The organism is Gemmatimonadota bacterium, assembly GCA_009838845.1.
Lineage (GTDB): Bacteria > Latescibacterota > UBA2968 > UBA2968 > UBA2968 > VXRD01.
Map to the genome: position 1 here is coordinate 1 of VXRD01000024.1, position 21,909 is coordinate 21,909.

At 50.2% G+C, this 21,909-nt stretch carries 21 protein-coding genes; 2 read left to right on the forward strand and 19 right to left on the reverse strand.

All coding sequences use genetic code 11. The annotated features are described in order from the left end of the window. Positions 1 to 300 (reverse strand): LysR family transcriptional regulator (locus F4Y39_03610; GenBank protein ID MYC12790.1); only part of this gene is annotated, 300 nt, incomplete at its 3' end. 128 nt (positions 301 to 428) lie between these two features. Between F4Y39_03610 and F4Y39_03615 the strand changes: the two genes are divergently transcribed. Continuing rightward, the gene (locus F4Y39_03615; protein ID MYC12791.1) at positions 429 to 836 is read left to right on the forward strand and encodes a rhodanese-like domain-containing protein; all 408 of its coding nucleotides are present in this window, start codon (positions 429 to 431) and stop codon (positions 834 to 836) included. Positions 837 to 891: 55 nt separating this feature from the next. Here F4Y39_03615 and F4Y39_03620 read toward each other — a convergent pair whose 3' ends face one another. From F4Y39_03620 to F4Y39_03685, 14 genes are all read right to left on the reverse strand, one after another. Next, positions 892 to 2,433, reverse strand: coding sequence for a sulfatase-like hydrolase/transferase (locus tag F4Y39_03620; GenBank protein MYC12792.1), 1,542 nt, complete (start codon positions 2,431 to 2,433; stop codon positions 892 to 894). 70 nt (positions 2,434 to 2,503) lie between these two features. After that, a complete protein-coding gene (locus tag F4Y39_03625) occupies positions 2,504 to 3,391 on the reverse strand; it encodes a DMT family transporter (GenBank protein ID MYC12793.1) in 888 nt (295 codons plus the stop codon). 41 nt (positions 3,392 to 3,432) lie between these two features. After that, positions 3,433 to 4,653: a cell division protein FtsZ gene (gene ftsZ, locus F4Y39_03630; protein ID MYC12794.1), complete on the reverse strand. Its 1,221-nt coding sequence runs from the start codon at positions 4,651 to 4,653 to the stop codon at positions 3,433 to 3,435. A 79-nt stretch (positions 4,654 to 4,732) separates the two neighbouring features. Next, entirely contained in the window at positions 4,733 to 5,953 is a 1,221-nt protein-coding gene (gene ftsA, locus F4Y39_03635) for a cell division protein FtsA (protein MYC12795.1), read from the reverse strand. Positions 5,954 to 5,981: 28 nt separating this feature from the next. After that, positions 5,982 to 6,821, reverse strand: a complete 840-nt coding sequence (locus tag F4Y39_03640) for an FtsQ-type POTRA domain-containing protein (GenBank protein MYC12796.1) — start codon at positions 6,819 to 6,821, stop codon at positions 5,982 to 5,984. Then, positions 6,821 to 7,738 carry a UDP-N-acetylmuramate dehydrogenase gene (gene murB / locus F4Y39_03645; protein ID MYC12797.1) on the reverse strand — a complete coding sequence of 306 codons (918 nt, stop codon included), beginning with the start codon at positions 7,736 to 7,738 and terminating at the stop codon, positions 6,821 to 6,823. The genes F4Y39_03640 and murB overlap by 1 nt, the downstream gene beginning before the upstream one ends. A gap of 4 nt (positions 7,739 to 7,742) precedes the next feature. Next, entirely contained in the window at positions 7,743 to 9,119 is a 1,377-nt protein-coding gene (locus tag F4Y39_03650) for a UDP-N-acetylmuramate--L-alanine ligase (protein MYC12798.1), read from the reverse strand. Next, positions 9,116 to 10,321 carry a putative lipid II flippase FtsW gene (gene ftsW / locus F4Y39_03655; GenBank protein ID MYC12799.1) on the reverse strand — a complete coding sequence of 402 codons (1,206 nt, stop codon included), beginning with the start codon at positions 10,319 to 10,321 and terminating at the stop codon, positions 9,116 to 9,118. The genes F4Y39_03650 and ftsW overlap by 4 nt, the downstream gene beginning before the upstream one ends. 44 nt (positions 10,322 to 10,365) lie before the next feature. Next, complete coding sequence (locus tag F4Y39_03660; GenBank protein ID MYC12800.1) at positions 10,366 to 11,742, reverse strand: UDP-N-acetylmuramoyl-tripeptide--D-alanyl-D-alanine ligase; 1,377 nt, start codon at positions 11,740 to 11,742, stop codon at positions 10,366 to 10,368. Then, on the reverse strand, positions 11,742 to 13,196 hold the full coding sequence (locus F4Y39_03665) for a UDP-N-acetylmuramoyl-L-alanyl-D-glutamate--2,6-diaminopimelate ligase (GenBank protein ID MYC12801.1): 1,455 nt from the start codon (positions 13,194 to 13,196) through the stop codon (positions 11,742 to 11,744). The genes F4Y39_03660 and F4Y39_03665 overlap by 1 nt, the downstream gene beginning before the upstream one ends. 3 nt (positions 13,197 to 13,199) lie before the next feature. Further along, positions 13,200 to 15,278, reverse strand: a complete 2,079-nt coding sequence (locus F4Y39_03670) for a PASTA domain-containing protein (GenBank protein MYC12802.1) — start codon at positions 15,276 to 15,278, stop codon at positions 13,200 to 13,202. Next, entirely contained in the window at positions 15,278 to 15,592 is a 315-nt protein-coding gene (locus F4Y39_03675) for a hypothetical protein (protein ID MYC12803.1), read from the reverse strand. Before F4Y39_03675 ends, F4Y39_03670 begins: the two co-directional genes overlap by 1 nt. Continuing rightward, complete coding sequence (rsmH, locus tag F4Y39_03680) at positions 15,568 to 16,542, reverse strand: 16S rRNA (cytosine(1402)-N(4))-methyltransferase RsmH (protein ID MYC12804.1); 975 nt, start codon at positions 16,540 to 16,542, stop codon at positions 15,568 to 15,570. The genes F4Y39_03675 and rsmH overlap by 25 nt, the downstream gene beginning before the upstream one ends. A 77-nt stretch (positions 16,543 to 16,619) precedes the next feature. Next, the gene (locus tag F4Y39_03685) at positions 16,620 to 17,066 is read right to left on the reverse strand and encodes a division/cell wall cluster transcriptional repressor MraZ (GenBank protein MYC12805.1); all 447 of its coding nucleotides are present in this window, start codon (positions 17,064 to 17,066) and stop codon (positions 16,620 to 16,622) included. Between the two features lie 226 nt (positions 17,067 to 17,292). On the opposite strand from F4Y39_03685, the gene F4Y39_03690 reads away from it, so the two are divergent. Then, entirely contained in the window at positions 17,293 to 17,652 is a 360-nt protein-coding gene (locus F4Y39_03690; GenBank protein MYC12806.1) for a hypothetical protein, read from the forward strand. Positions 17,653 to 17,732: 80 nt separating this feature from the next. Here the strand turns inward: F4Y39_03690 and rseP are convergent, their stop codons facing one another. The 4 genes from rseP to F4Y39_03710 are packed head-to-tail and all read right to left on the reverse strand — an operon-like array spanning position 17,733 to position 21,881. Then, a complete protein-coding gene (rseP, locus tag F4Y39_03695) occupies positions 17,733 to 19,079 on the reverse strand; it encodes an RIP metalloprotease RseP (GenBank protein ID MYC12807.1) in 1,347 nt (448 codons plus the stop codon). Next, a complete protein-coding gene (locus F4Y39_03700) occupies positions 19,073 to 20,227 on the reverse strand; it encodes a 1-deoxy-D-xylulose-5-phosphate reductoisomerase (protein MYC12808.1) in 1,155 nt (384 codons plus the stop codon). The genes rseP and F4Y39_03700 overlap by 7 nt, the downstream gene beginning before the upstream one ends. Positions 20,228 to 20,232: 5 nt before the next feature. Further along, complete coding sequence (locus F4Y39_03705) at positions 20,233 to 21,060, reverse strand: CDP-archaeol synthase (protein MYC12809.1); 828 nt, start codon at positions 21,058 to 21,060, stop codon at positions 20,233 to 20,235. Further along, positions 21,042 to 21,881, reverse strand: coding sequence for an isoprenyl transferase (locus tag F4Y39_03710; GenBank protein ID MYC12810.1), 840 nt, complete (start codon positions 21,879 to 21,881; stop codon positions 21,042 to 21,044). Before F4Y39_03710 ends, F4Y39_03705 begins: the two co-directional genes overlap by 19 nt. Between the last annotated feature and the right edge of the window lie 28 nt (positions 21,882 to 21,909).

The window sequence follows — 21,909 nt, forward strand, 5'->3', positions numbered from 1 at the left end:
AGGCATGTTAATGCCAAATCGCACACATCCTGAAGGCCGATCACAAAATGCCCGGGCACTGCGTGTAAAATCTTCTACAGTGCAAAGTGCGTTTTCAGCTTTTTGTTTCAGAAATTCGCCAGCCGGGGTAAGGTGCATACCCCTCGATGTGCGAATAAATAGTTCCACATTGAGTTCTTCTTCCAGTCCTCTGATGTGTGAACTGACCGAGGAAGGTGAGATGAACAATTTTTGTGCTGCACGGGTGAGGTTTTGCTCGCTGGCAACCGCGATAAATGTGCGTAAATGATAAAGTTCCATTTGCGTTCAGAATTTCTGAATGAAGGATTTGGGAAGTGCAAATAGCCGAAAAAATGGATTTTGATTATAATATAAAAATAACACGATGTGCGCTTCTTTAATTTTTTATATCATTCCTGGAGGTTGCGATGACAGCTTTTTCCCGCGTTTGTGAAACACCACCAGCTTCGCCTGATAAGATACGAGAATACTTCTCATATAAGTTGCGATGTGAGACCGATCCGTTTGATGTGAATGCGGATCTGGAAAATGGAATCAATAGTTTTGCGCTTATTGATGTCCGCGGTAAAGAAGCCTATCTCAACGGTCACGCTGCTGGCGCTATTCACATTGATCACAATGATATGACCGAAGAGCGAATGGCCGAGTTTCCCAAAGACCGACTGCTCGTGGTGTACTGCTGGGGACCGGGGTGTAACGGCGCGACAAAAGCCGCTGTGAAATTGAGTGCCTTGGGATTTTCCGTAAAAGAAATGATCGGCGGGATTACCTATTGGAAAGAGGAGGGATATCCAATAATATCAGGTGTGATGTAAAATAAAAGAAAACCAGACACCATACAGTGTCTGGTTTTTTTTGACCCTATCTGTTCTAATGACCGGGATAATCGTCAAAATCTCGTGCGAGATCATCGCTGATCACTTTGGGAGCGTATAGAGGTGTATCGACTTCGACCAATTTGCCGTCGCCTCGCAGAATTTGATTGGGGGTTTGCATTTTTACACGCGCTGGATATTTTGCGCGCAATTCAGCAGTTTGCTTTTCGCGGAGGGCTCCCACCTCGTCAAAGTCAAATCCATCCAGTACCGCTTCCCTCAGCGCTTTTAAGTCGGCATTATCGGGATCATGTTTTAGCAAATTGCGTTGCTCGTCGGGATCGGTTTCCATATCAAAGGCGAGGTCTTCACAGTCTCGAAATGCGATATATTTATACTTTTTGGAGCGTATCATCCGAAACTCTGAGCCTTTGCCCCAGCGCGGATTTAGTGATTCGGTAATCACGCCTGCGCGGTTATTGAGTGCGGCACTCGTTTCTCCTTTTAATCTATCTGTCAAATCCACACCATCCACACCATCTGGACAATTTAGACCCGCCAATCCACAAAGTGTGGGGAAGAGGTCGGCGAGGCTTACGGGTGTGCGTATTTCTCGCGCGTTCAGGCTACCGTTGCGGTGTTCGGGAAGCGAAAAGATGAAAGGCACGTGAGCGGCTGCTTCGTGCCAGGTATTTTTCCACCATATTCCGTGTTCGCCCACCAGTTCTCCGTGATCGGATGTATATACAATGACTGTGTTATCCAAAAATCCATCGCGGTCGAGTAAGGCCAGAAAATCGCCCAGAATTTCGTCCAAAAAATCGACTGCTGCAAAATAAGCTGCTCGCGCTTTCATCATTTCATCTTCGGCGATCTCTTCGGTACGAAATCCCCTGATTGCGCCCACAGTCATCGGATGGTCGGCACTATCGCCGGTGCGGCGCACCCAGGGTGGTGTTACCCCTTCGGGATAATAACGGTCAAAAAATCGCTTCGGCGCGGTTAGTGGGAAGTGAGGGCGGCTAAATGATGTATAGACCAGCCACGGTTTATCGGGATTGGCATGGCGATGTTCGCGCAGCCACGCAAGCGATTCGCGCGCAATCATATTTTCTTGTAAGAGTGATTCGGGTACCTCGCTGATTCCCGCATCGACTGTGCGCGTCCGCAAACCATCTCCTGTTTTGTGCAATGGATCGGGCTGATGGGAACAGGGACCACCAAAATCGCCATAAGGCCGCGCGCCAAATCCGGCGTGTTGCAAAGATCCGCCCAAATGGGTTTTGCCCACGACCGCTGTTTTATATCCATTGGCTTGAAAATGACTGCCAAAAGTTGGCAAATCGGGGTCCAAAATCGACCCATTGGTCCACGCGCCACACCGATGGGCGTGCCGCCCTGTCAGCATTGATATACGGCTTGGTGTACACAGCGGCATCTGACAATAGGCCGCGTCAAAGTTGACGCCTTGTGCGATCAAACCGTCCAATGTGGGTGTGTGGCAGGGTTCACCACCCTGGTCGCGGCTGCGCGCCGACAAAAAACGAAAACTGTGTTCATCACTGTGCAAAATCAGGATATTCGGACGTTGGGACATAAACCCTCCTTGATCAATTATTTGTGGAATCGGATTAAACTAATGTCAAATGCGTAGCGTGTAAAGCGGTTCAAGCAACGCTCTGGGGCTTTTTTTGTTGTACAATCAAGCCCGCGATGATCAACGTCAGTCCGACATAAGTGGAGGGAAATATGTCTTCTCCTACCAAAAAGTGGATAAAGACGAGGGATAAGAATGGGGACAAAAAAATCAAATTTCCGATTCGCGCCGTGTGATCAGTAAGCTTCATCGCCGACAACCACAGGACAAATGTTATGCCCATTTCAAATAAGCCGACGTAAATAGCGCCGCCTAACCCCTGTATATTGACCCGCATATCTGAAAATGCAATGCAGATTGTCAGAACAAAAGGCAATGCAAAAACAAAATTCAAAAACATTCCCACAACCGGGTCTCGTGTATCCCGTTTGTTGAAGATCCAGTACAGTGCCCACAAGAAACTGCTGAAAAGAGCCAGTCCCACTCCCTGGGGATTGGAAAATCGAAATCCCATTATATCGCCCCGAGTAGAAATCACAAATACCCCCGCATAACTCACAGTCCCGCCGATCACATCCCAAAGGGTCAGTTTTTGTTTTAAAAGGGGAATAGACAACAGGGCCAGCGCTATTGCCCAGGTGTAATTCAGTGGTTGTGCTTCCTGAGCGGGCAGCAGGTCATAAGCGCGAAGCAATACCAGATAGTAGGCACATGGATTGAGCAACCCCAATCCGAGGGATTGCAAATACTGCCGTCGCGTACACAAAAAAACCGCCGACCATTTGCCCTGAACCATTAAAATCAGGCCCAGAACAATGGACGACGCAAGTACAGCGTAGAACAAAAGTTGGATAGGATCTAAAACGCGTAGCGATAACTTAAATGCCGTGGCCGCCGTTGACCACAGAAAGACGGCAGATATTGCGTAGAGATATGCCTGTTGTTGGGGGAGACGCAAGGGGGAGCTTACGTCTTGCGTCTTACGTCTCACGTCTTATTTTATCCTTCCTTTTGTCTGCGAAGAAATGTAGGGTATTGTAGATCGTTTAGAGATATGGTGTCGATTTTGGGTTTTTCTTCGGGTTTTTCCTCGGGTTTTTCCTCGGGTTTTTCCTCGAGTTTTTCCTCGGGTACTTCCTCTGTATCAAGCTCAGTATTCTCAGATTCAATTTTGCGTATAAAGGCTGGAATATCTGTGCTAACAGTAGGCTCGGGTGTGAATTTTGAGTAAGAAATGTTCGCATTGGGCTTCGGTGGTGATCCAGTATTAAAGCCCGTGGCAATAACTGTGACGCGCATTTCGTCCCCGAGGTTATCATCGAGTACCGTACCCCATATAATATTGGCTTCGTGGCCCACGGCATCGGTTATGAGATTCACAGCTTTATCCATTTCAAACAGCTTCAGTTCGCTGCTGGCGGAAATATTAACCAGCACCCCCTGAGCACCCGCAACAGATACATTGTCGAGCAATGGGCTATTCAATGCTTTTTCGGCTGCTGTAATCGCCCGATTTTCGCCAGAAGCTTCGGCCGTACCCATCAGTGCATCGCCGCCGGCTTGCATTACCGTACGCACGTCATTAAAGTCGAGATTCACTTCGCCGGGTATGGTGATCAAATCGGAAATACCCCGCGTGGCCTGCAACAAAATATCATCGGCGATGAGAAATGCCTCTGTCAGTGTTGTATCTTCTGAGCTGATTTCCAAAAGTCGCTGATTGGGGATAATAATCACTGTATCAGAAGATCTTTTCAGGGAATCAATACCCGCTTGGGCATTGCGCATGCGCGGCATGCCTTCCATTCTAAAAGGCAGGCTCACAATGCCTACAGTGAGCGCGCCTACCTCGCGAGCAATTTCGGCGACGGTGGGCGCTGCACCCGTGCCCGTGCCGCCACCCATGCCAGCGGTCACAAAAACCATATCGGACTCAGCCAATGCTTCGGCCACCTCGTCGCGATTTTCTTCAATGGCCTCTGCACCAATTTCGGGATTGGCACCCGCGCCCAACCCCTTTGTGATATTGCGCCCAATTTGAATGCAATTAGGCGCCTGTGAAAGTTCGAGATCTTGTTCGTCGGTGTTGATGGCGATAAACTCAACGCCATGCAATCCCGACTCAATCATGCGATTGATCGCATTACCACCTGATCCCCCAACGCCTACGACCCGGATTTTGGCCTGGCTATCGGCGTCGACAATAGAAAAAGTTACCATGAGAACCCCCTGTTTAAATACATGAGAAATTGATTGACTATTAACGATTAGACACAAATTTAGTGGAGATTGAAGATCCTTAAAAAAAATCCCGAATCCAGTTTTTCATACGACCAAAAATTGAATTGTGAAAAACGCCGTCATCGGATATAAAATTGCCATTTTGGTGAAATAGCCCAAATTGCACCAGCCCAACAGCGGTGGCATAGAGCGGTTCGCTCACGGCATTGGCTCGTCCCGTTATCCCTCGGGGTTTGCCAATAGTCACGGGTGAGTCAAAAATTTCTTTGGCCAGTTCAGCACAACCCTGGAGCATTGAACCCCCACCTGTGAGTACGATGCCCGCCCCCAGTAAGTCGGCATAGTCGGTGCGGCGAATCTCCTGATTTATATGTCCAAAAATTTCTTCCATGCGCGCCTCAATAATCGCGGCCATTTTTGTCCGGGACACCTTGCGAGAAGGCCTTCCGGCAACACCCGGCACTTCGATCATATCGTTGGGCTTGACCAGTGATTGCAATGCACAGCCGCTTTCTCGTTTCATGTCTTCGGCTTGTTTCCAGGGCGTGCGCAAACCAATAGCCATATCGTTTGTCACATTTGCTCCCCCCAATCCCACAACGGCTGTATGGCGAATAGCACCATCGTAAAACACCGCGAGATCGGTCGTGCCACCTCCTACATCGACCAGTGCCACGCCCATTTCCTCTTCGTCAGGTGTCAATACAGCATAACTCGAAGCAATGGGTTCAAGCACCAGATCCACCACCTCTACACCTGCACGACGGATACTTTTGCAGATATTCTGCGCTGAAGTTACTGCGCCGGTTACAATATGCACATCGACTTCGAGTCTCACACCCGACATGCCTATGGGGTCTTTAATACCGGGCTGATCGTCAACTACAAAAGCCTGCGGCAGCACATGAACAATTTCTCGATCCATGGGAATAGATACCGCTTTGGCTGCTTCAATCGCACGTTCTTCATCATTGGCCGTAATCTCGTTGTCCGGTCCCGAAACGGCCACAACCGCTCGCGTATTCACGCTGCGAATATGATCTCCCGCAATGCCCGCATAAACAGCACCGATGCGCGTGCCCGACATTTCCTGCGCTTCTTCTATAGCTGTGCGGATAGATTGCACGGTCTTTTCCACATTGATCACCACACCGCGCTTGAGGCCCTGGGAGGGACTGCTGCCCAATCCCGTGATTTTGAGCGTACCATCGTCATCTACTTCAGCTACAACAGCACAGATCTTGGTGGAGCCAATATCGAGTCCAACAATCCGATCCATCGTGTGGGTCCCTTTCACTAATGAACTACTACCGCCTTCCCACGATTACTTGATCCCGATAGCGCAGGTCAATATACGCGAGGTCTGTACCAAGTCCAGATGAGGCCTGGGTGTAGGCCCGGAAATTCCGAATCTGCTTTTCGGGGTTTTCTAAACGCATTCTGAGGGCCAGATCATCAGCCACCAGATAAACCGTAGCAGAATGGGGATTGTCCGTGCAAATTTCTGAAATTTCACGCCAAAACGCCGGTGTGCGGATTTGCAATGCCGTCACAAATTTCGCCAGAGCACTTGCCCAGGAGCCATCCTTATCTCGTTGTAAATCAATACCCGTCAGAATGGGCAAATCCACCTGCGCCGCAGGGGACAGGGGGAAAATTTTGCCAGACTCATCCAGCCCCATCAAACCATTGGGCGTGTTCAACAGTCCAACAGGCTGGCGTTCCTCAATGCTAATGACCAGTGTTTCCGGTGGTTCTCTGTGTAGCAACACTTTTTTGACCATCGGGTGTTGTGCCACACGTTCTGTTACAGATGTTATATCACAGGCAAAGAGATTTGTGCCCACCTGCAATTGCGAAAGAGCCAAGATTTCAGTTTCAGACATCAGGGAGTTGCCGAGGACCCGAATATGTGTCATGAGAAAGAAATCTGAATCTGTTAGCGATGAATAGGCATTTTGGATGCCCACACCCAGCAGGCTCATCAGTGTCATAACAATTACCCAGCGCGCGAATTTTCGCGGACGTTTCTGCGGCGCAGGCGTTGTGTTCAGGGTCGTGTTCACCGCGTCCTGTATATTTTTAGACCTGTGAGAGATATAGATTGGTTTATACTCAGACATAAAACCCTCCTGAGAAAAGATCATTATTCACCCAATATCCTTACTTCTGTCTCCAATTCAATTTTGTGAACCTGAAAAACGCGCTTTTGAACCCGCGCAATCAGCGCGAGTACATCTTCGGTGGAATGCCCACCGAGGTTGACCATAAAATTGGCGTGTACATCCGAAACTTTCACTGCACCTATCGACATCCCTTTACATCCGGCACTATCGATGAGCGCTCCCGCAGAATGACCTGGTGGATTCTTAAAAATGCACCCTGAACTGCGGTTTGACAGCGGTTGCGTGCTCTTGCGCTCTGCCAGCATGCGATTCATCTCGGCGGCAATGGTTTTGGGATCGCCTTCTGCAAGTCGGAACCCGGCTTCGACAATGAGCAGATCAGTAGGCAAGTTTGTGTGTCGATATCCAAAAGAAATGTCGGATTGCTCGAGGTAAATTTCCCGACTCGTTCTGAGATCGACACCGCGCAACCAGTTCACCCGATCCATCGTTTCACCGCCCCAGGCGCCGGCATTGCCCCATATTGCACCGCCGATGGTGCCGGGGATTCCACACCCAAATTCCAATCCCGTTTTGCCTGCCCGCTGGCATTGTCGAGATACCACCTGCGTGCTTGCACCGGCCTGTATGACGCCCTCATCATCCCCAATCTCAATACGTCGTGCGCCCGTTGTCAGTGAAATGACCAGTCCGTGGAATCCGCTGTCGCGCACGAGAGTATTCGTTCCCCCACCCAGCGGAAAAATCGGAAGGCCAGCATCTTTGATCAGGGGTACAGCAATGGCCAAATCGCTGAGATCGGCCGGGGAAAAAAAGAGGTCTGCTGTACCACCCAATCCAAATGTCGTGTGTTTGGCGAGGGATTCATCACGCTTGAGCTTTCCCCGGCATTGGCGTTGAATCTCTCTCGCGAGCAAATTGCGTCGTGCATCGTACATTGCCTTATATTTCTCTAAGTATTTGGTAAATATCGCGGGCAACTGTTTCAATATCTCCAGCACCCATAACCAGTAGAAGATCTCCAGCACGCAAGTCGTTTAATAATGCCACTTTTAAATCATTTAGCGCAGGTGCGTAATTTGCGCCGGAAATCTGATCGGCAAGCCACTTCCCGTCAACGCCCGCAATGGGTTCTTCTCGTGCGGGATAAATATCGGTGATCCACACGCGATCGGCCCGTTGTAACACTCGGGCAAAATCGGGTGCAAAATCGCGTGTCCGGGTGTACAAATGCGGTTGAAAAGCGACTACAAGGCGGCCACGCCATCCCGCCCGCACAGCCTGAAGTGTGGCAGCAATTTCTGTGGGGTGATGGGCGTAATCATCAACCACCGCGATACCCCGCGCTTCGCCGAGCATTTCAAACCGGCGATGTACACCTCGAAATGCTTCGATACCACTACAGATTTCTTCCCAATTGAGGCCGACATACACGCCAACTCCAAGTGCTGATAGAGCATTAGTCACATTGTGTCTGCCCGGCACTTGTAGGCGCGCACGCCCCAACCGCGTATTCTTTTCAAACACGTCAAAAGCCATCCCAAAACCGTCTTGTTCAATGCTTGTTGCGCGAAGGTCGCCGTCTGTCAAACCGAAGGTCATTTTTTTGTATCGCCTATCGAGATTGAGCATGCGTATATCGGGAGAGTCGGCACACAACACAGCGCAGCCATCGTTGGGCAGGGCATTGACAAATTGTTCAAAAGTCACGCGAATGTCGTTCATATCTTCGTAGCAGTCGAGGTGATCGGCTTCGAGCGCAGTCACCACGGCAATTTTGGGTTTTAATGTCAAAAAAGAGCGATCGTATTCATCGGCTTCTACTACCCAGTGCGCGCCACTGCCAATGTGCAACGCGGTTTTCCAGCCAGAAATCACACCCCCTATAAGAGCAGTAGGATCATGGCCAGCGGCGATGAGCATGGTCGTGATCATTGCTGTTGTGGTGGTCTTGCCGTGTGTACCCGCCACGCATATCGAGGGATGTGGATTCACAAGTTGACCGAGCAATTCAGCGCGGCGCAATAGGGGAATGCCTTTTTCACGCGCGGCTTTTCTTTCGGGATTCTCAGAATCCGTCGCCGATGTGTAAACGACGCAGTCGGCTCCAGCAATGGCACCGCGCGCATGTCCAATTCGCACGGGAATGCCGAGTTGGACCAAACGCCGGATAAGCGGTGAATCCTGTCGGTCAGAACCCGAAATGAGGCATCCGCGTGCGGCGAGCAATTCAGCCAGCGCGCTCATGCTTATGCCGCCAATGCCGATAAAATGCACTCGGGTTCCAGCGTCGAATGAGACCATTTTGAAATCGTTCAACGTCGGGGAATGATGAGGTGATGCCGTTTATACATCGCGTGCCGGGGAACGGTTTGCGATGTAGCAGGTGAGTGACGGGTTCTGTGTCGAGTACTCGCCCGTCCAATGCCAATGAGCACACCTGTCGCGGAGAGTGTAAACATCAAGGATGAACCACCGTAGCTGATAAAGGGAAGGGGAAGTCCCGTGACAGGCAGCAATCCGGTAGCTACACCCATATTGATCAGAGCATAAATCAGGATCGAAATAGTAATGCCAGAAGCGAATAGAAAACCAAAGGTATCGGGGGCTATGCGGGCAATGCGAAATCCGCATCTCCCAAAAATTAAAAATAAAATTAAAACGAGCAGGGTGCCCCACAAACCGAGCTCTTCACCCACAATGCTAAATACAAAATCGGTATGAGGCTCAGGCAAAAAGAAATATTTTTGCTGTCCCTGTCCCAGGCCCGTGCCCCAAAAACCACCACTGCCCAGGGCGAGAAGGGATTGCGCGATCTGATAGCCCGTATTTTGCACATCGTCGCTGGGAAATATAAACGTCATTACGCGCTCGCGGCGATACCCAAAAACAAAAACAATCACATACAGAACGGGTAAAAGACCTGCGAAAGTCGCCATGAGGTGTCGCAGTCGCACCCCGCCCAGATAGAGCATCAAGGCACAGGCCAACCCAATTGCCATCGCTGTACCCAAATCGGGTTGTATCAAAATCATCACCATTGCCGTGCCGATTACCACGCCATGGGGTAAAAAGCCCGATTTGAAATTTTCAATTACATCTTGGCGGCGCGTCAGGGAATCGGCCAGGTAAAGCACCAGAACTATGCGCATCATGTCGGCGGGTTGAAATTGCCCACCTGGCAATGGTATCCAGCGATATGCACCTCGCACCCCGCCAATGCCAAATAGCTTAAGGATGAGCACCACGAGCAAAAAAGCAAAAGCTATCGCCAGCATCAAACGCGCCTGTTTGCGCCAGACGCGATAGTCTATGTGAATCAGCAGAACCATCACAACCAAACTGATGGCCATGCGAATGACCCAGCGGTTGAGAAAAAAATTGCTGTTGTCAAATCGCAGTTGTGCCAATCCAGAACTGGCACTATACACTATCACTGTGCCAAAGCCCACCAGCATAACCACAATGAGCAGCAACAGAATCCAGGTTCGATCATATCTTTGTTCGTTTGTCAGTGTCATAAAATAAGGTTGAGAAGTAAGAGGTGAGGGGGGGGGCCCTCGTCCTACATTTCAAACCCCAATGCTGTGACTATTCTCTCCATTGCAATGCTGCGCGATCCCTTGATGAGCATCAAATCTCCGGGTTTCAAATAAGTCTGCAATGCCCCGGTTAACGCATCCCGATCTGCATAAGCCCACGCCTGATCTATGCCTGCTTCGCGTCCCCCTTCAACGACGACTGGCGCCAGATCGCCCAGCGCGAAAAGTGCGTCAATTTGCCGATTGCCCACTTCGCGCCCCAATTCCCGATGTGCGTCGTAGGTCATTGCTCCTAATTCCCGCATATCGCCCACTACTGCAATCCGACGACCATCCACCTCAATTTGCGATAGGGTCTCAAGGGCTGCCCGCATCGACGCGGGGTTGGCGTTGTACGTGTCGTTGATCATGCGAATCCCATTGTGTTCCAGTACCTGACTTCTCAATTTGGTCAGCGTAAAATTTTCAAGTGCTTTTGCCGCATCTTGTAGGGGCACATCGAGAGCCCAACCTGCCGTTGCGGCCATCAGCGCGTTATACACATTGTGCTTGCCCGGAATTGACAGGTGAAAAGAATGGCCCTGTAGAGAGAAATGACCAAAGCCCTTCTGATCCAGTTTGAGTCCCTCCCCACGAAACTGACATATCTGCTCGATCCCAATGCCCAGGAGTCTCCCCTTAACTTTTGCTCGCTCCTTGGACAAAAACAGGTCATCGAGATTCAAGATAGTCATAGAAGACTCGTCTAGATATTCCAGAAGTTCCCCTTTGGCTTTTGCCACACCCTCTACAGAGCCGAAAAACTCGATATGTGCTGGTCCGATATTGGTTATCATGCCGATGGTTGGTTGCGCAATTTCGCACAGATAGCGCAACCCGCCGCGTTCGCTAATGCCCATTTCAATAACTGCGACATCGCAATGGGCTGACAATTTGAATAAGGTGAGCGGCACTCCCAGTCTGTTATTGAGATTTCCCTGTGTAGCCAAAACCCGATACCGAGTGCTCAAAACAGCAGCGACCATATCTTTAGTCGTGGTTTTGCCACTGCTACCCGTAATGCCAATAACGGGAATGTCGAAACGCCTGCGATAAAACCGCGCCAGATCACCCAGGGCTAAATCTGGTGCATCGACGGCGATCAGTGCTTGCCGCGATTCTCGAGCACCAGATCGGATAACCACTGCAGCACAGGCTCCCCTATCAAATGCAGCGTCCAAAAATTGGTGACCATCGACCTTTTCGCCGGGCAATGCAAAGAAAATTTCGCCTGGTTTGAGTGTCCGCGTATCAATACTGACCCCTGTTGGTACAATAGCGGATGGCTCATTCCTTCCGGTCCAGTGGCCTCGGGTTGATTCAATTACATCTGATAGCGTTAGTCCTTCCATATAACCCATCACCCCACTTTGCACTTGAGTATTTCCCGTGCAACTTCCCGATCGTCAAAAGGGGTTTTAATCCCATTGATTTCCTGATAATTTTCATGTCCTTTGCCCGCAATGAGCACGAGGTCGCCCGCTTGCGCTTTTGCAATGGCCTTTTCTATTGCCCGTCGGCGATTGGATTCAACGATGTGCGGGGCATCCCCCAGACCGGGCAAAATATCGGCAATGATGGCATCGGGGTCTTCGGTGCGAGGATTGTCTGATGTCACTACAGACAGATCGGCCAACCGTGCAGATAGGCCGCCCATCACAGGCCGCTTGCCCTTGTCGCGGTCCCCGCCGCATCCAAATACGCAAATCAGTTGCCCTCGGGCAAATGCGCGCGCGGTTTGTAGCACATTTTTTAGTCCATCTGGCGCGTGTGCATAATCGACAAATACCCCAAAATTTTGCCCGCAATCAATGCCTTCAAAACGACCTGGAATCCGAATGTCGCGCAAAGCATCTGCGATGATATCAGGTTCGATCTCCAATGCGAGGCCAGCAGTGACAGCCGCAGTGGCATTATACAACTGAAAATCGCCCCGAAGTGCCAGTTTCAGGTCCATCTGTCCGTGCGGCGTTTGCAAGCAAAGCCGCGTACCGTCCTGCGAAGTGCTACCCTCTAAAATGCGCACTGTCGCATCTTCTGCGCGGCCATAGTTCAACAAGTGTGCCGAACATTTTTTTATCAATATTTTTGATGCCGCATCGTCTGTATTGACGACTGCATAAGCATCTGGTTTGAGATTGTCAAAGAGCCGTGCCTTGGCGGCCAAATAGGCGTCAGGCGTATTGTGATAATCCAGATGATCGCGCGTCAGGTTAGTAAATACCGCGACTTCATAATCAATGCCCAACACGCGGTTTTGCGCCAGTCCGTGTGAGGTCACTTCCATCGCGGCTGACCGGCATCCTGCATCGACCATTACGCGAAACATGCGGTGTAAGTCGTGTGCCTGTGGTGTAGAATTGTGCGATATTTCGCGTGTTGTGCCGAGGTCGTGTTCAATGGTTCCAATCAAACCCGGTGCGAGACCAGCCATTTCGAGCACCGCGCGGATAAGATAAACGGTCGATGTTTTGCCATTGGTGCCCGTAACACCGATCATTTTCAACTGTTCGCTCGGTCTGTTGTAAAAACGATGGGCAATATGTGCAAGTGCACGATGCGTGTTGGTCGTTTGAATAAAAGCCTTATCCCCTACATCGACATCGCGTTCGGCAACAACGGCTCGAGCACCGGCCTGAACCGCCTGAAAAATAAATGGATGTCGATCTGGAATGCTGCCATCGCCACTGAGTGCGACAAATACATCGCCTTCTTTGACGCGCCCCGAATGGGTTGCAATACCCCCGATATCGGGATTATTTCCACGCATCCTCACGACATTTGGCACGTCGGATAGCAGTTCTCGCAGACGCATATCTCAACTTTCTCGTTTGCATTCGACCGTGCATACTGTTCCCGGTTTTACGGCTACACCCGGTTCGGGCGATTGTGCGATTACTCGTCCACTACCCGAAATTTTGATCTGGAACCCCAACTGTGTCAATTGGGCAACCGCCTGCCGCACGGGTGCTCCGCGCACATCGGGCATGTAAAGCGATTCAGAACCTTTGGTCTCTGTGCGGTGATCGGGGATGGTGATTGGCGCGGAAGCCAAAAACAACGAGACATTATTTTCCTCAATGTCGATATGCTGTCCAACAACGCGGTCTCCTTCGCTCGCAATTTGATAGGTCATTCCCAGACGTTTCAGAGCATCTGTTGCAGCTTTTCGCGAAAGGCCCACCAGATGAATGTCGGCGCGAGGAGGCGGAGGTGGCTGTTCTTCAATCAGGGGCGCGCTATGGCGCAGAGGGGTTTGCCGCAGGCTTAAAATTCGCTTTATAATGCTACTAAAAACGGGTGCAGCAACCAGACTTGCCCAATGGATCCTTTTGGGACTATCTATGGCTACCAGGCACAGTAGTTCGGGGCGTTCAACGGGCAAAAAACCCACAAAAGACGGAACATAGCGATTGGGATCGTATCCGGGTTGTCCCTCTTTCACTTGTTGCGCTGTCCCTGTTTTTCCCGCGACCCGATATCCGGATATGCGCGCATTTTTACCGGTGCCGTGACTGACAACGCCTTCGAGGAAACTGGTAAGAGTGCGCGCTGTTTCGAGCGATATTACCCGTCGAATGGGTCTGGGCGATCCTTCATCCGTTGTGGAATCTTTGCGAGAAGCTCTTAAAAAAATACGCGGCTTCATTAAGCGTCCCCCATTGGCAATCGCGCTATAAGCAGCGGCGACCTGAAGGGCTGTCACGGCGATCTCTTGCCCAATGGAAAGGGTTTCCAATGATCGTGCCGACCATTTATCTGGATGGCGAAGTTGACCGCCGACTTCGCCCGGCAAATCCGCCCCTGTTTTGGCACCAAAGCCAAACAAGCGCATCTGGCGATACAAGGGACCTTTTTTCACTTTACGTGCAATTTTAGCCGTGCCAATATTGCTCGATTCTTCCATCACCTCTCGCACGGTCAGCCAGCCTTCGGGATGTGAGTCTCGAAGTATTTTGCCGCCAGCAATACGCATTCTGCCATTTTCACAGAAGATTTTATCTTCTGGCTCGACCAAACCGGCTTCGAGCGCGGCGGCAAATGCCACAACCTTAAAGGTCGAACCCGGCTCGAACTGATCGGTCGCCGCCCGATTGCGCCGTATCCAGAGTTCTGATTTTGAAAAATCATTTGGATCGTAAAAGGGCGCGTTTGCCAGTGCTAAAATTTCGCCCGTATGGGGTTCCATCACAATGGCAATGCCGCTTTTGGCATTGAATTTCTGCATGCCTTTTAGCAACTCTTCTTCTGCAATAGCCTGATAATCGGCATCGATGGTAAGCGTGATGTCATCGCCATTTTTAGGCATCTGCCGAACTGCGCCGAGTGTGCTGAGCATTTGTCCTCGCGCATCAACGCGCGCGGATAACTCCCCTGGTTCGCCTCTCAAGATTGGATCAAAAGCGCGTTCAATCCCTTCGATTCCCTGTCCATCGGTATCGGTATATCCCAATACCTGACCCGCCAGAGCACCCATGGGATAATTGCGCCTCATCTCGACAATGCGCCCGATCCCCTCTGGCAATCCGGTCGGTGCATCGATGACCTGACGAGCCAGCCATACGAAGGAGCGCGAGCGATCTACCTTTTCAAGGAGAGATGCCTCATCATGTCCGGATTGTTGAGAAAACCGAACGGCGAGCGCACGCAGACTGTCTCTATCGGATATTTGATTGAGAAAGAACGATTGGGATTCGAGACTTGTCGCCAGCACCCGACCGCGTCGGTCAAAAATGCGTCCTCTTTCTGCCAGTAAAACCCGCTTCTTGACATGCTGACTGCGCGCCTGGTCTGCGTACGTCTCTACCGACCAGACTTGTAGAGAAACCAACCGAAACGCCAAAAGTAGTGCGAATCCCATACCGAAAAACGCGATTATTCTTAAGCGGTTATTCATTATCGACTCAAATACAAATTTTTTGGTGGATCACTTGGGAACACCATGCCCAATTCTCGAACGGCAATATCGCGAATGCGATTGCTCTGCTTCAAACTCGCTGTACGTGCCAGGAGTCGCTCTTGCTGGTTCAAAAGATTTTTTCGCTCTTCACTCAGCCGATCTATTTCACGCCCCTGACTCAGGGTTTGCACATGTCCCCACATATAAATCAGTAATCCTGCAACGAGGAGAATAATCGATAAAAAACCAGAGCGATAAATCCCCCAGGGTGGGCGCGGTTCTGAAGTCACGACAGTAGTCCTTGATGGCATAACCAGGGCTGAGCGGAAACATCAAGGCGTTGCGCCATGCGAAGTGTTGCGCTACGTGCCCGTGGATTTTTGGCGATTTCCGCCCGATTTGGTCGAATGGCTCGCTTTCTCGGTAAGGTCAATACAGGCAGGCGATCACACGCGCATAAAGGCAGATCCACAGGTCCGATACAATCGCGCGTGCCCAGTTCAAAAACCCGTTTGACAGCGCGGTGTTCCAGCGAATGGTAAGACAAAACACCAATGCGCCCACCGGGTTTGAGCAGATCAATAGCTGTTTGAAGTGCGTCTTCAAGGTGTGTCAATTCGTCGTTCACTTCAATGCGAAGTGCCTGAAATACCCGCGCAAGCGTCTTTTGTTTTCGAGGACCATAACTGTGCCGCACAATTACATCGGCCAGGTCGTCTGTATAATTAAGAGGTCTGTTTTCACAAATTGCCCGGGCAATGCGGGCAGCAGCGCGTTCTTCACCATAAGTTTTAATGACGCGGGTCAGATTTTCCTGCGAATATGAATTGACCACCTCGTGGGCAGTGCATTTTGCATCGGGTCCCATACGCATATCAAGCACACCGCGTTGTTGAAAGCTGAACCCCCGGTCGGCATTGTCAATCTGGTGAGATGAGATCCCCAGATCAAATAAAATGCCTGTAATTGTCTCAAGGGCATGTTCGGCCAGAATGTGTCGGAGATTCCAAAACGGTGCTTGCACTGTATAAACGCGATCTTTGAATGGAGTCAGGCGTTTTGCCGCGACTTCGATAGCTTTGGGATCGCGGTCAATGCCGATCAATTTGCCATCAGGTCCCAGTTGGTTCAGCATAATTTCAGCGTGTCCGCCCCCTCCCAAGGTGGCATCGACATAAATTCCATTGGGATCGGTTATGAGATATTTTGACACATCTGGCCCCAAGATTGGAACGTGATAGTCTGGAGCCTTGTGGTGCATAACCTGTTGTTTTTAGTTTAATTATCAAATATTCGAATATTTATTCCGAATATTTATTCTGAATTTTGGAATATTTTCTACCGTTCTAAACCTTCTGCTATCTCTTCCATATTGACGGCATTTTGAGCTTCGTTATACTTATCCGGATCCCAAATTTCAATACAATCAACGGCGCCTGCCAGCGTTGCCCGATCTGTAATACCGACCGAATCCAGACGTTTTCGGGGGATCAATGCACGCCCTTGGCGGTCGAGTTTTACTTCAGATGCACGCCCCGCCATTGCTCTAACTAATTGTCTTGACTGAACTTGCGAGTGTCCCATGTTGCGGAGTTGATCAATGATCCGCCGCCATCCATCGGGGTCAAACGCGGCCAAACAGCCATCAAACCACTGCGTGACAATAATTGAACTTACGCCATTGGGCAGTGCGTTCCGAAACGCTGCTGGGACAATTAAGCGACCCTTGGTATCGATGGGGATATTTTCAAAGTCGCCATAAAACTCTGGACAGTTATCGGACATCTGAGAGGCCTGAGGGAGCTAAGTTGTTATTTTTCAAAGTAATATATAAAAAATTAAAATCCACCACAATCCACCACAATATGCCACTTGGCTTAAATTAGTAATTCGCGTTTCAAAAGTCAATTGTTTTATATAGAAAAAATAAGTTATTTATATATGCGTTATTGTGGCGTACTTTGAGGGAATTGCGGAAGGACCTCTGTGGGATTCTCCCTGGAACCCTGTTATGAAAAGATTGCTCCTCTGGTGTGTTGTACTCGGCACGGTCGGATGCGCGCCCGATGAACAGTTGTACCCCGGGGCATCGCCAAAGCTATCGGATAAAAAATTTATCGAGCTATTTGCAGACGCGTTGGAACTTCACCACCGTTATGTACACGCGTCCGATTCATTGCTGGTGGAACGGGAAAAACTGTTCAAACGCCATGGTATTACACAAGCCGATATTGAGAAATTTCTCAAAGATCGTCGGGATCACCCCGAAAAATGGGATGCACTCATTGCCCTGATTCAGCAGCGATTTGGCGAGGCAGCAGAGCGTGAGATGAAGGCATTTCAAAAGACGACAAAGAAAGGTGAGAAGTGAGAGGCTGTGGACTGGTTGCAAATAAAAAAATCCCCCACAAAAAAATGCGGGGGATTTTATCTAACAGGTGGGCTGGAGCTTTAGTTTCCAAACCATCCGGAAATGCGTCCGATATCGTTGAAGGTTACGTAAATAATCAGGAAGAGTAAAAATGCAAATCCAGCTTGTTGGAGCCAGGCTTTGTGTCGCGCAGATAAATCTCGGCGGATAATGCCTTCAATCGCAAGAATGGTGAGATGGCCGCCATCGAGCATGGGAATGGGTAGCAAGTTGAGTACGCCCAGGTTAATACTGAGCAGAGCCATAAACCACAGTAGAGAAGAAAAACCGAGCTCAGCACTTTGTCCCACCATCTGGAAAATCCCCACAGGTCCGGCCAGAGCTCTGCTGGATTCTTGTCCTATGATCAGGCGTTTGACAAATCCAAAAATAGCTGTTGACAAATTGATGGTTTCTGATGCGCTGCGGCGCACGGCCTTAAAAAAGGAAATGGGGTTGCGTTTGGAAGCCGAGTCAATGCCAATGCGCCCTACGGTCTCGCCATTAAAAGTTTGAGAAGCGGGAATAATCTGCGCCGTCATCTCTTCGCCATTGCGCTGCCAGGTCAATGAGATTTCCACACCTGGTTGCGCAGATATCTCGCGGCTCATCTCCCACCACATCGTGACGGGGACATCATTGACCGATGTAATTACATCGCCCGGTTGCAGTCCAATTTCTGCGGCTGGCATTCCGGGCATTATGGCTCCGACCTCTGTGGTCATATAATATCCCAGTCCCAGATCTTCGCGGGGAAGCGAGGTCAACTCGACAGAGATCATCATTCGCTCGGTCATGTCTGATCGGTAGGCGGATATTCGTTCAATTTCAACGGGCACCACGTCACCGGTCTGAAGGAGAAACGCATCTACCATTTCTTCCCAGTCATTTACCGCTGTATTTCCAACGGTCAAAATGCGGTCTCCTGGCCTTAGCCCAGCCGTATACAAGGGCGAGTCTGTCTTAACTTCACCCACGCGCGAATCGTCCAAAAATGCGTATTCGCCCGCCGACATATACAGAGTGAGCAATAGCAAAAAGCCAAGAAAAAAGTTCATTGCTGGACCAGCGATGAGCACCGCCATTTGTATCCAGCGCGGCTTCGCCTGAACTTCCCATGGCTTACCCTTGCGCTCTTCGTGACCAAAATCTTCCATGCCGGCCATCTTCACATAGCCGCCCAATGGCAACCACGAAAGGCAGTATTCGGTCTCGCCAATTTTCACGCCTATCGCTTTGGGTGGAAAGCCAAGTGAAAAGGTTTCAACCCGGATGCCCGATTTTTTAGCGACTAAAAAATGCCCGAGTTCGTGAACAAAAACCAGCACGCCTAAGACAAAAAGGAAGTAGAGAAGATCGACGATCACGGGAAACCTCGTTTCTATGATTCAAGTGAACAAATCAGCGTATTTGCACGGTCTCGCCCCCAACGGTCTGCGTCAAAGACCGCCTCGAGAGTGTCTTCGCCTGCCTCGTGCTCATCGAGGGCTTTTGCTATTACACGAGGGATATCGAGAAATCCGATGCGGCCATCGAGAAAAGCATACACGGCGACTTCATTGGCAGCGTTGAGTACAGCGGGCGCAGTTCCCCCCTGTTCTACGGCCTGATATGCCAATTGAAGACAGGGGAATCGCTCTGTATCGGGCTGAAAAAAACTCAATGTGCCGACCTTTGTCAGGTCGAGACGTTCAACCTGTGTAGGCAGCTTTTCGGGATGTACCAGAGCCTGATGAATGGGCAACTGCATATCGGGTGTGCTCAGGTGCGCCATCATGCCGCCATCCACATATTCGATAAGACAATGCACAATAGACTGTCGATGGATAATTACATCGATTTTCGAGACTGGCAAATCGAGAAACCACTGTGCTTCGATCACTTCAAAGCCTTTATTCATCAATGTGGCCGAGTCAATCGTAATTTTTGGTCCCATCTGCCAGGTGGGGTGATTGAGTGCCTGATCGCGTGAAACACTCGCCATTTGCTTTTGCGTATAGTCAAAAAAAGGGCCGCCCGAGGCGGGCAGTAAAATGCGTTTGACCTCGTCTCGGTTCGTCTCTTGCAACGATTGCCACAGCGGCGTTGTCTCACTGTCGATCGGCAATAATGTGGCGCCGGTCTGTTTTGCCCAATCAGTTACCAGATGCCCTGCGACAACCAGTGTCTCTTTGTTGGCAATTGCCACATCTTTGCCTGCGCGCACAGCAGATAGCGTAGGGCGCAGTCCCACGCCTGCCGCCAGGCCATTAATGATCAGGTCGGTATCGGTATCGACAGACAGGTCCTGCAAGCCCGCGCTGCCTTCGAGCACTTCAATACCCAGTGGTGCGAGACGCGCCTGCACCTCTTTTGCCCCCTGGGCAATACAAACGCGCTTAGGGCGCCAGCGCTCGGCTTGTTCGCACAGCAACTCGGCATTGCGTCCGGCACATAAACTCACCAGTTCAAATCGGTCGGATAGGCTATTCAGAACACGTAGCGTGTTTGTGCCGATAGAGCCTGTGGATCCGAGAAGGGCAACGCGTTTTACCATAAAAATTAGTCCAACACCGGTGAGGTACTGGCTATCAGTTGAAAATAAAGATAGACGAGTGGAAAAACAAAAAAAGTACTGTCAAAGCGGTCCAGGACGCCACCGTGCCCGGGAATCAATTCCGATGTGTCTTTAACGTCCATATCGCGTTTGATCATGGATTCAACGAGATCTCCCAAAGATGCCCCAATGCCAATGAGAAGGCCTAGTATGAGGCTTTGGGCTATATTAAATAGTCCGAGTACCTGTCCGCCGAGTCCTATGACCAAAAGTGCGGATAGAAGACCTCCGATGAATCCAGCTTCGGTCTTAGCCGCGCTGATTGTGGGAAAGGGATGCCATCGGCCAAACCACTGTCCAAAAAAATAGGCCATTGTATCATTGGCCCAAATCCCCAGTAAAATGAGAACAGCAAGTTCTGACGCGCCAACGGGTAATGTGTTTCTCACTATGAGAACAAAACTGCCCAAAAAACCGACATAAAGTACCCCTAAGAGCGTGCCACCCGCATTGAGTAGGCGATGGCCTGTGGTGTCTCGAAACAGGGCTATGCTAAACATCAAAAGCAATAATACGAGAAAAAAAAATACGAAAGCATTTGGCCCAATAACAAATGCCACAGCACACCAGGAGAGAGATATAATAATGCCAAATCCCGTCCAGGGTTGCAGCCCTTTCTGCGATAGCATGCGATAAAATTCCCAGGTGCCTACAGAGACCACGCCGCACCACATCACAAATAGCCAATAGTCACCCAACCAGAATAGCACCACCAAAACTGGACCAAAAACTGCGGCTGCCAACACGCGCTGAATTAGATTGGACTTTGCCACAAGTCCTCCGAAGACCCATTGGTTTTGCTTGCGAGCGTTTCATCGCGCAATTGAAGTCCTGTTTTGCCAAACCGCCGTTCTCGATTTTGATAACTGCGGATGGCTTCGTAGAGGTGCTTGCGCTTAAAATCGGGCCACAGCACATCTGTAAACCAGAATTCGGTATAAGCACATTGCCAGAGCATAAAATTACTCAAGCGCACTTCGCCGCTGGTGCGAATCAGCAAATCGGGATCGGGCAAATCACCTGTATAAAGGCGTTTGGAAAATAAGTTGGCATCAATAGCGTCTGGTGAAATGCGTCCCTGTGCGATGTCGGCAGCAATGCTTTGCACGGCTTGAAGAATATCGCTTTTGCCGTCGTAGCTCAATGCGAGATTAAGCGTAAGCCCCGTATTGTTAGCCGTTTCGCGAATGGCATTTTCAAGTGCTTTACGCGAGTGCTTGACCAACCGATCCGTATCGCCGGTTGCAATGAGACGCACGTTGTTTTCCTGCAATTCATTGAGTTCTTCGTGTGAACAGTCACGCAACAATTGCATCAGTGACAATACTTCTGACCAGGGGCGACGCCAATTGTCTGTGCCAAAGGTGAACAGGGTGAGAATATCTATTTCGAGTTCGCCACAGGCACGCACAATATCGCGCACAGTTTCGCGGGCAGACCGATGCCCATCTGTGCGGCGCAAATCTCGCTGTTGCGCCCACCGCCCATTGCCATCCATAATTATCGCAATATGCGACGGCAGGTTGCCTCGCGCTTTTAGTCTATCTTGAAGCTGAGTACAGTCGCGAGAGCCGTTTATGTGTGTGTCTTTCATATTATTAACGATGAAAATTCAACTTGTC

Bases quoted from the DNA above. Each gene is read 5' to 3' on its own strand.
- ftsW (MYC12799.1), bottom strand. From the start codon at position 10,321: ATGACACTGACAAACGAACAAAGATATGATCGAACCTGGATTCTGTTG.
- F4Y39_03710 (MYC12810.1), bottom strand. From the start codon at position 21,881: ATGAAAGACACACACATAAACGGCTCTCGCGACTGTACTCAGCTTCAA.
- murB (MYC12797.1), bottom strand. From the start codon at position 7,738: ATGTACGATGCACGACGCAATTTGCTCGCGAGAGAGATTCAACGCCAA.
- rsmH (MYC12804.1), bottom strand. From the start codon at position 16,542: ATGCACCACAAGGCTCCAGACTATCACGTTCCAATCTTGGGGCCAGAT.
- F4Y39_03615 (MYC12791.1), top strand. From the start codon at position 429: ATGACAGCTTTTTCCCGCGTTTGTGAAACACCACCAGCTTCGCCTGAT.
- F4Y39_03660 (MYC12800.1), bottom strand. From the start codon at position 11,742: ATGGGTTATATGGAAGGACTAACGCTATCAGATGTAATTGAATCAACC.
- F4Y39_03620 (MYC12792.1), bottom strand. From the start codon at position 2,433: ATGTCCCAACGTCCGAATATCCTGATTTTGCACAGTGATGAACACAGT.
- F4Y39_03675 (MYC12803.1), bottom strand. From the start codon at position 15,592: ATGCCATCAAGGACTACTGTCGTGACTTCAGAACCGCGCCCACCCTGG.
- ftsZ (MYC12794.1), bottom strand. From the start codon at position 4,653: ATGGTAACTTTTTCTATTGTCGACGCCGATAGCCAGGCCAAAATCCGG.
- F4Y39_03640 (MYC12796.1), bottom strand. From the start codon at position 6,821: ATGATCTTTTCTCAGGAGGGTTTTATGTCTGAGTATAAACCAATCTAT.
- ftsA (MYC12795.1), bottom strand. From the start codon at position 5,953: ATGGATCGGATTGTTGGACTCGATATTGGCTCCACCAAGATCTGTGCT.
- F4Y39_03685 (MYC12805.1), bottom strand. From the start codon at position 17,066: ATGTCCGATAACTGTCCAGAGTTTTATGGCGACTTTGAAAATATCCCC.
- F4Y39_03700 (MYC12808.1), bottom strand. From the start codon at position 20,227: ATGGTAAAACGCGTTGCCCTTCTCGGATCCACAGGCTCTATCGGCACA.
- F4Y39_03665 (MYC12801.1), bottom strand. From the start codon at position 13,196: ATGCGTCTGCGAGAACTGCTATCCGACGTGCCAAATGTCGTGAGGATG.
- F4Y39_03670 (MYC12802.1), bottom strand. From the start codon at position 15,278: ATGAATAACCGCTTAAGAATAATCGCGTTTTTCGGTATGGGATTCGCA.
- F4Y39_03690 (MYC12806.1), top strand. From the start codon at position 17,293: ATGAAAAGATTGCTCCTCTGGTGTGTTGTACTCGGCACGGTCGGATGC.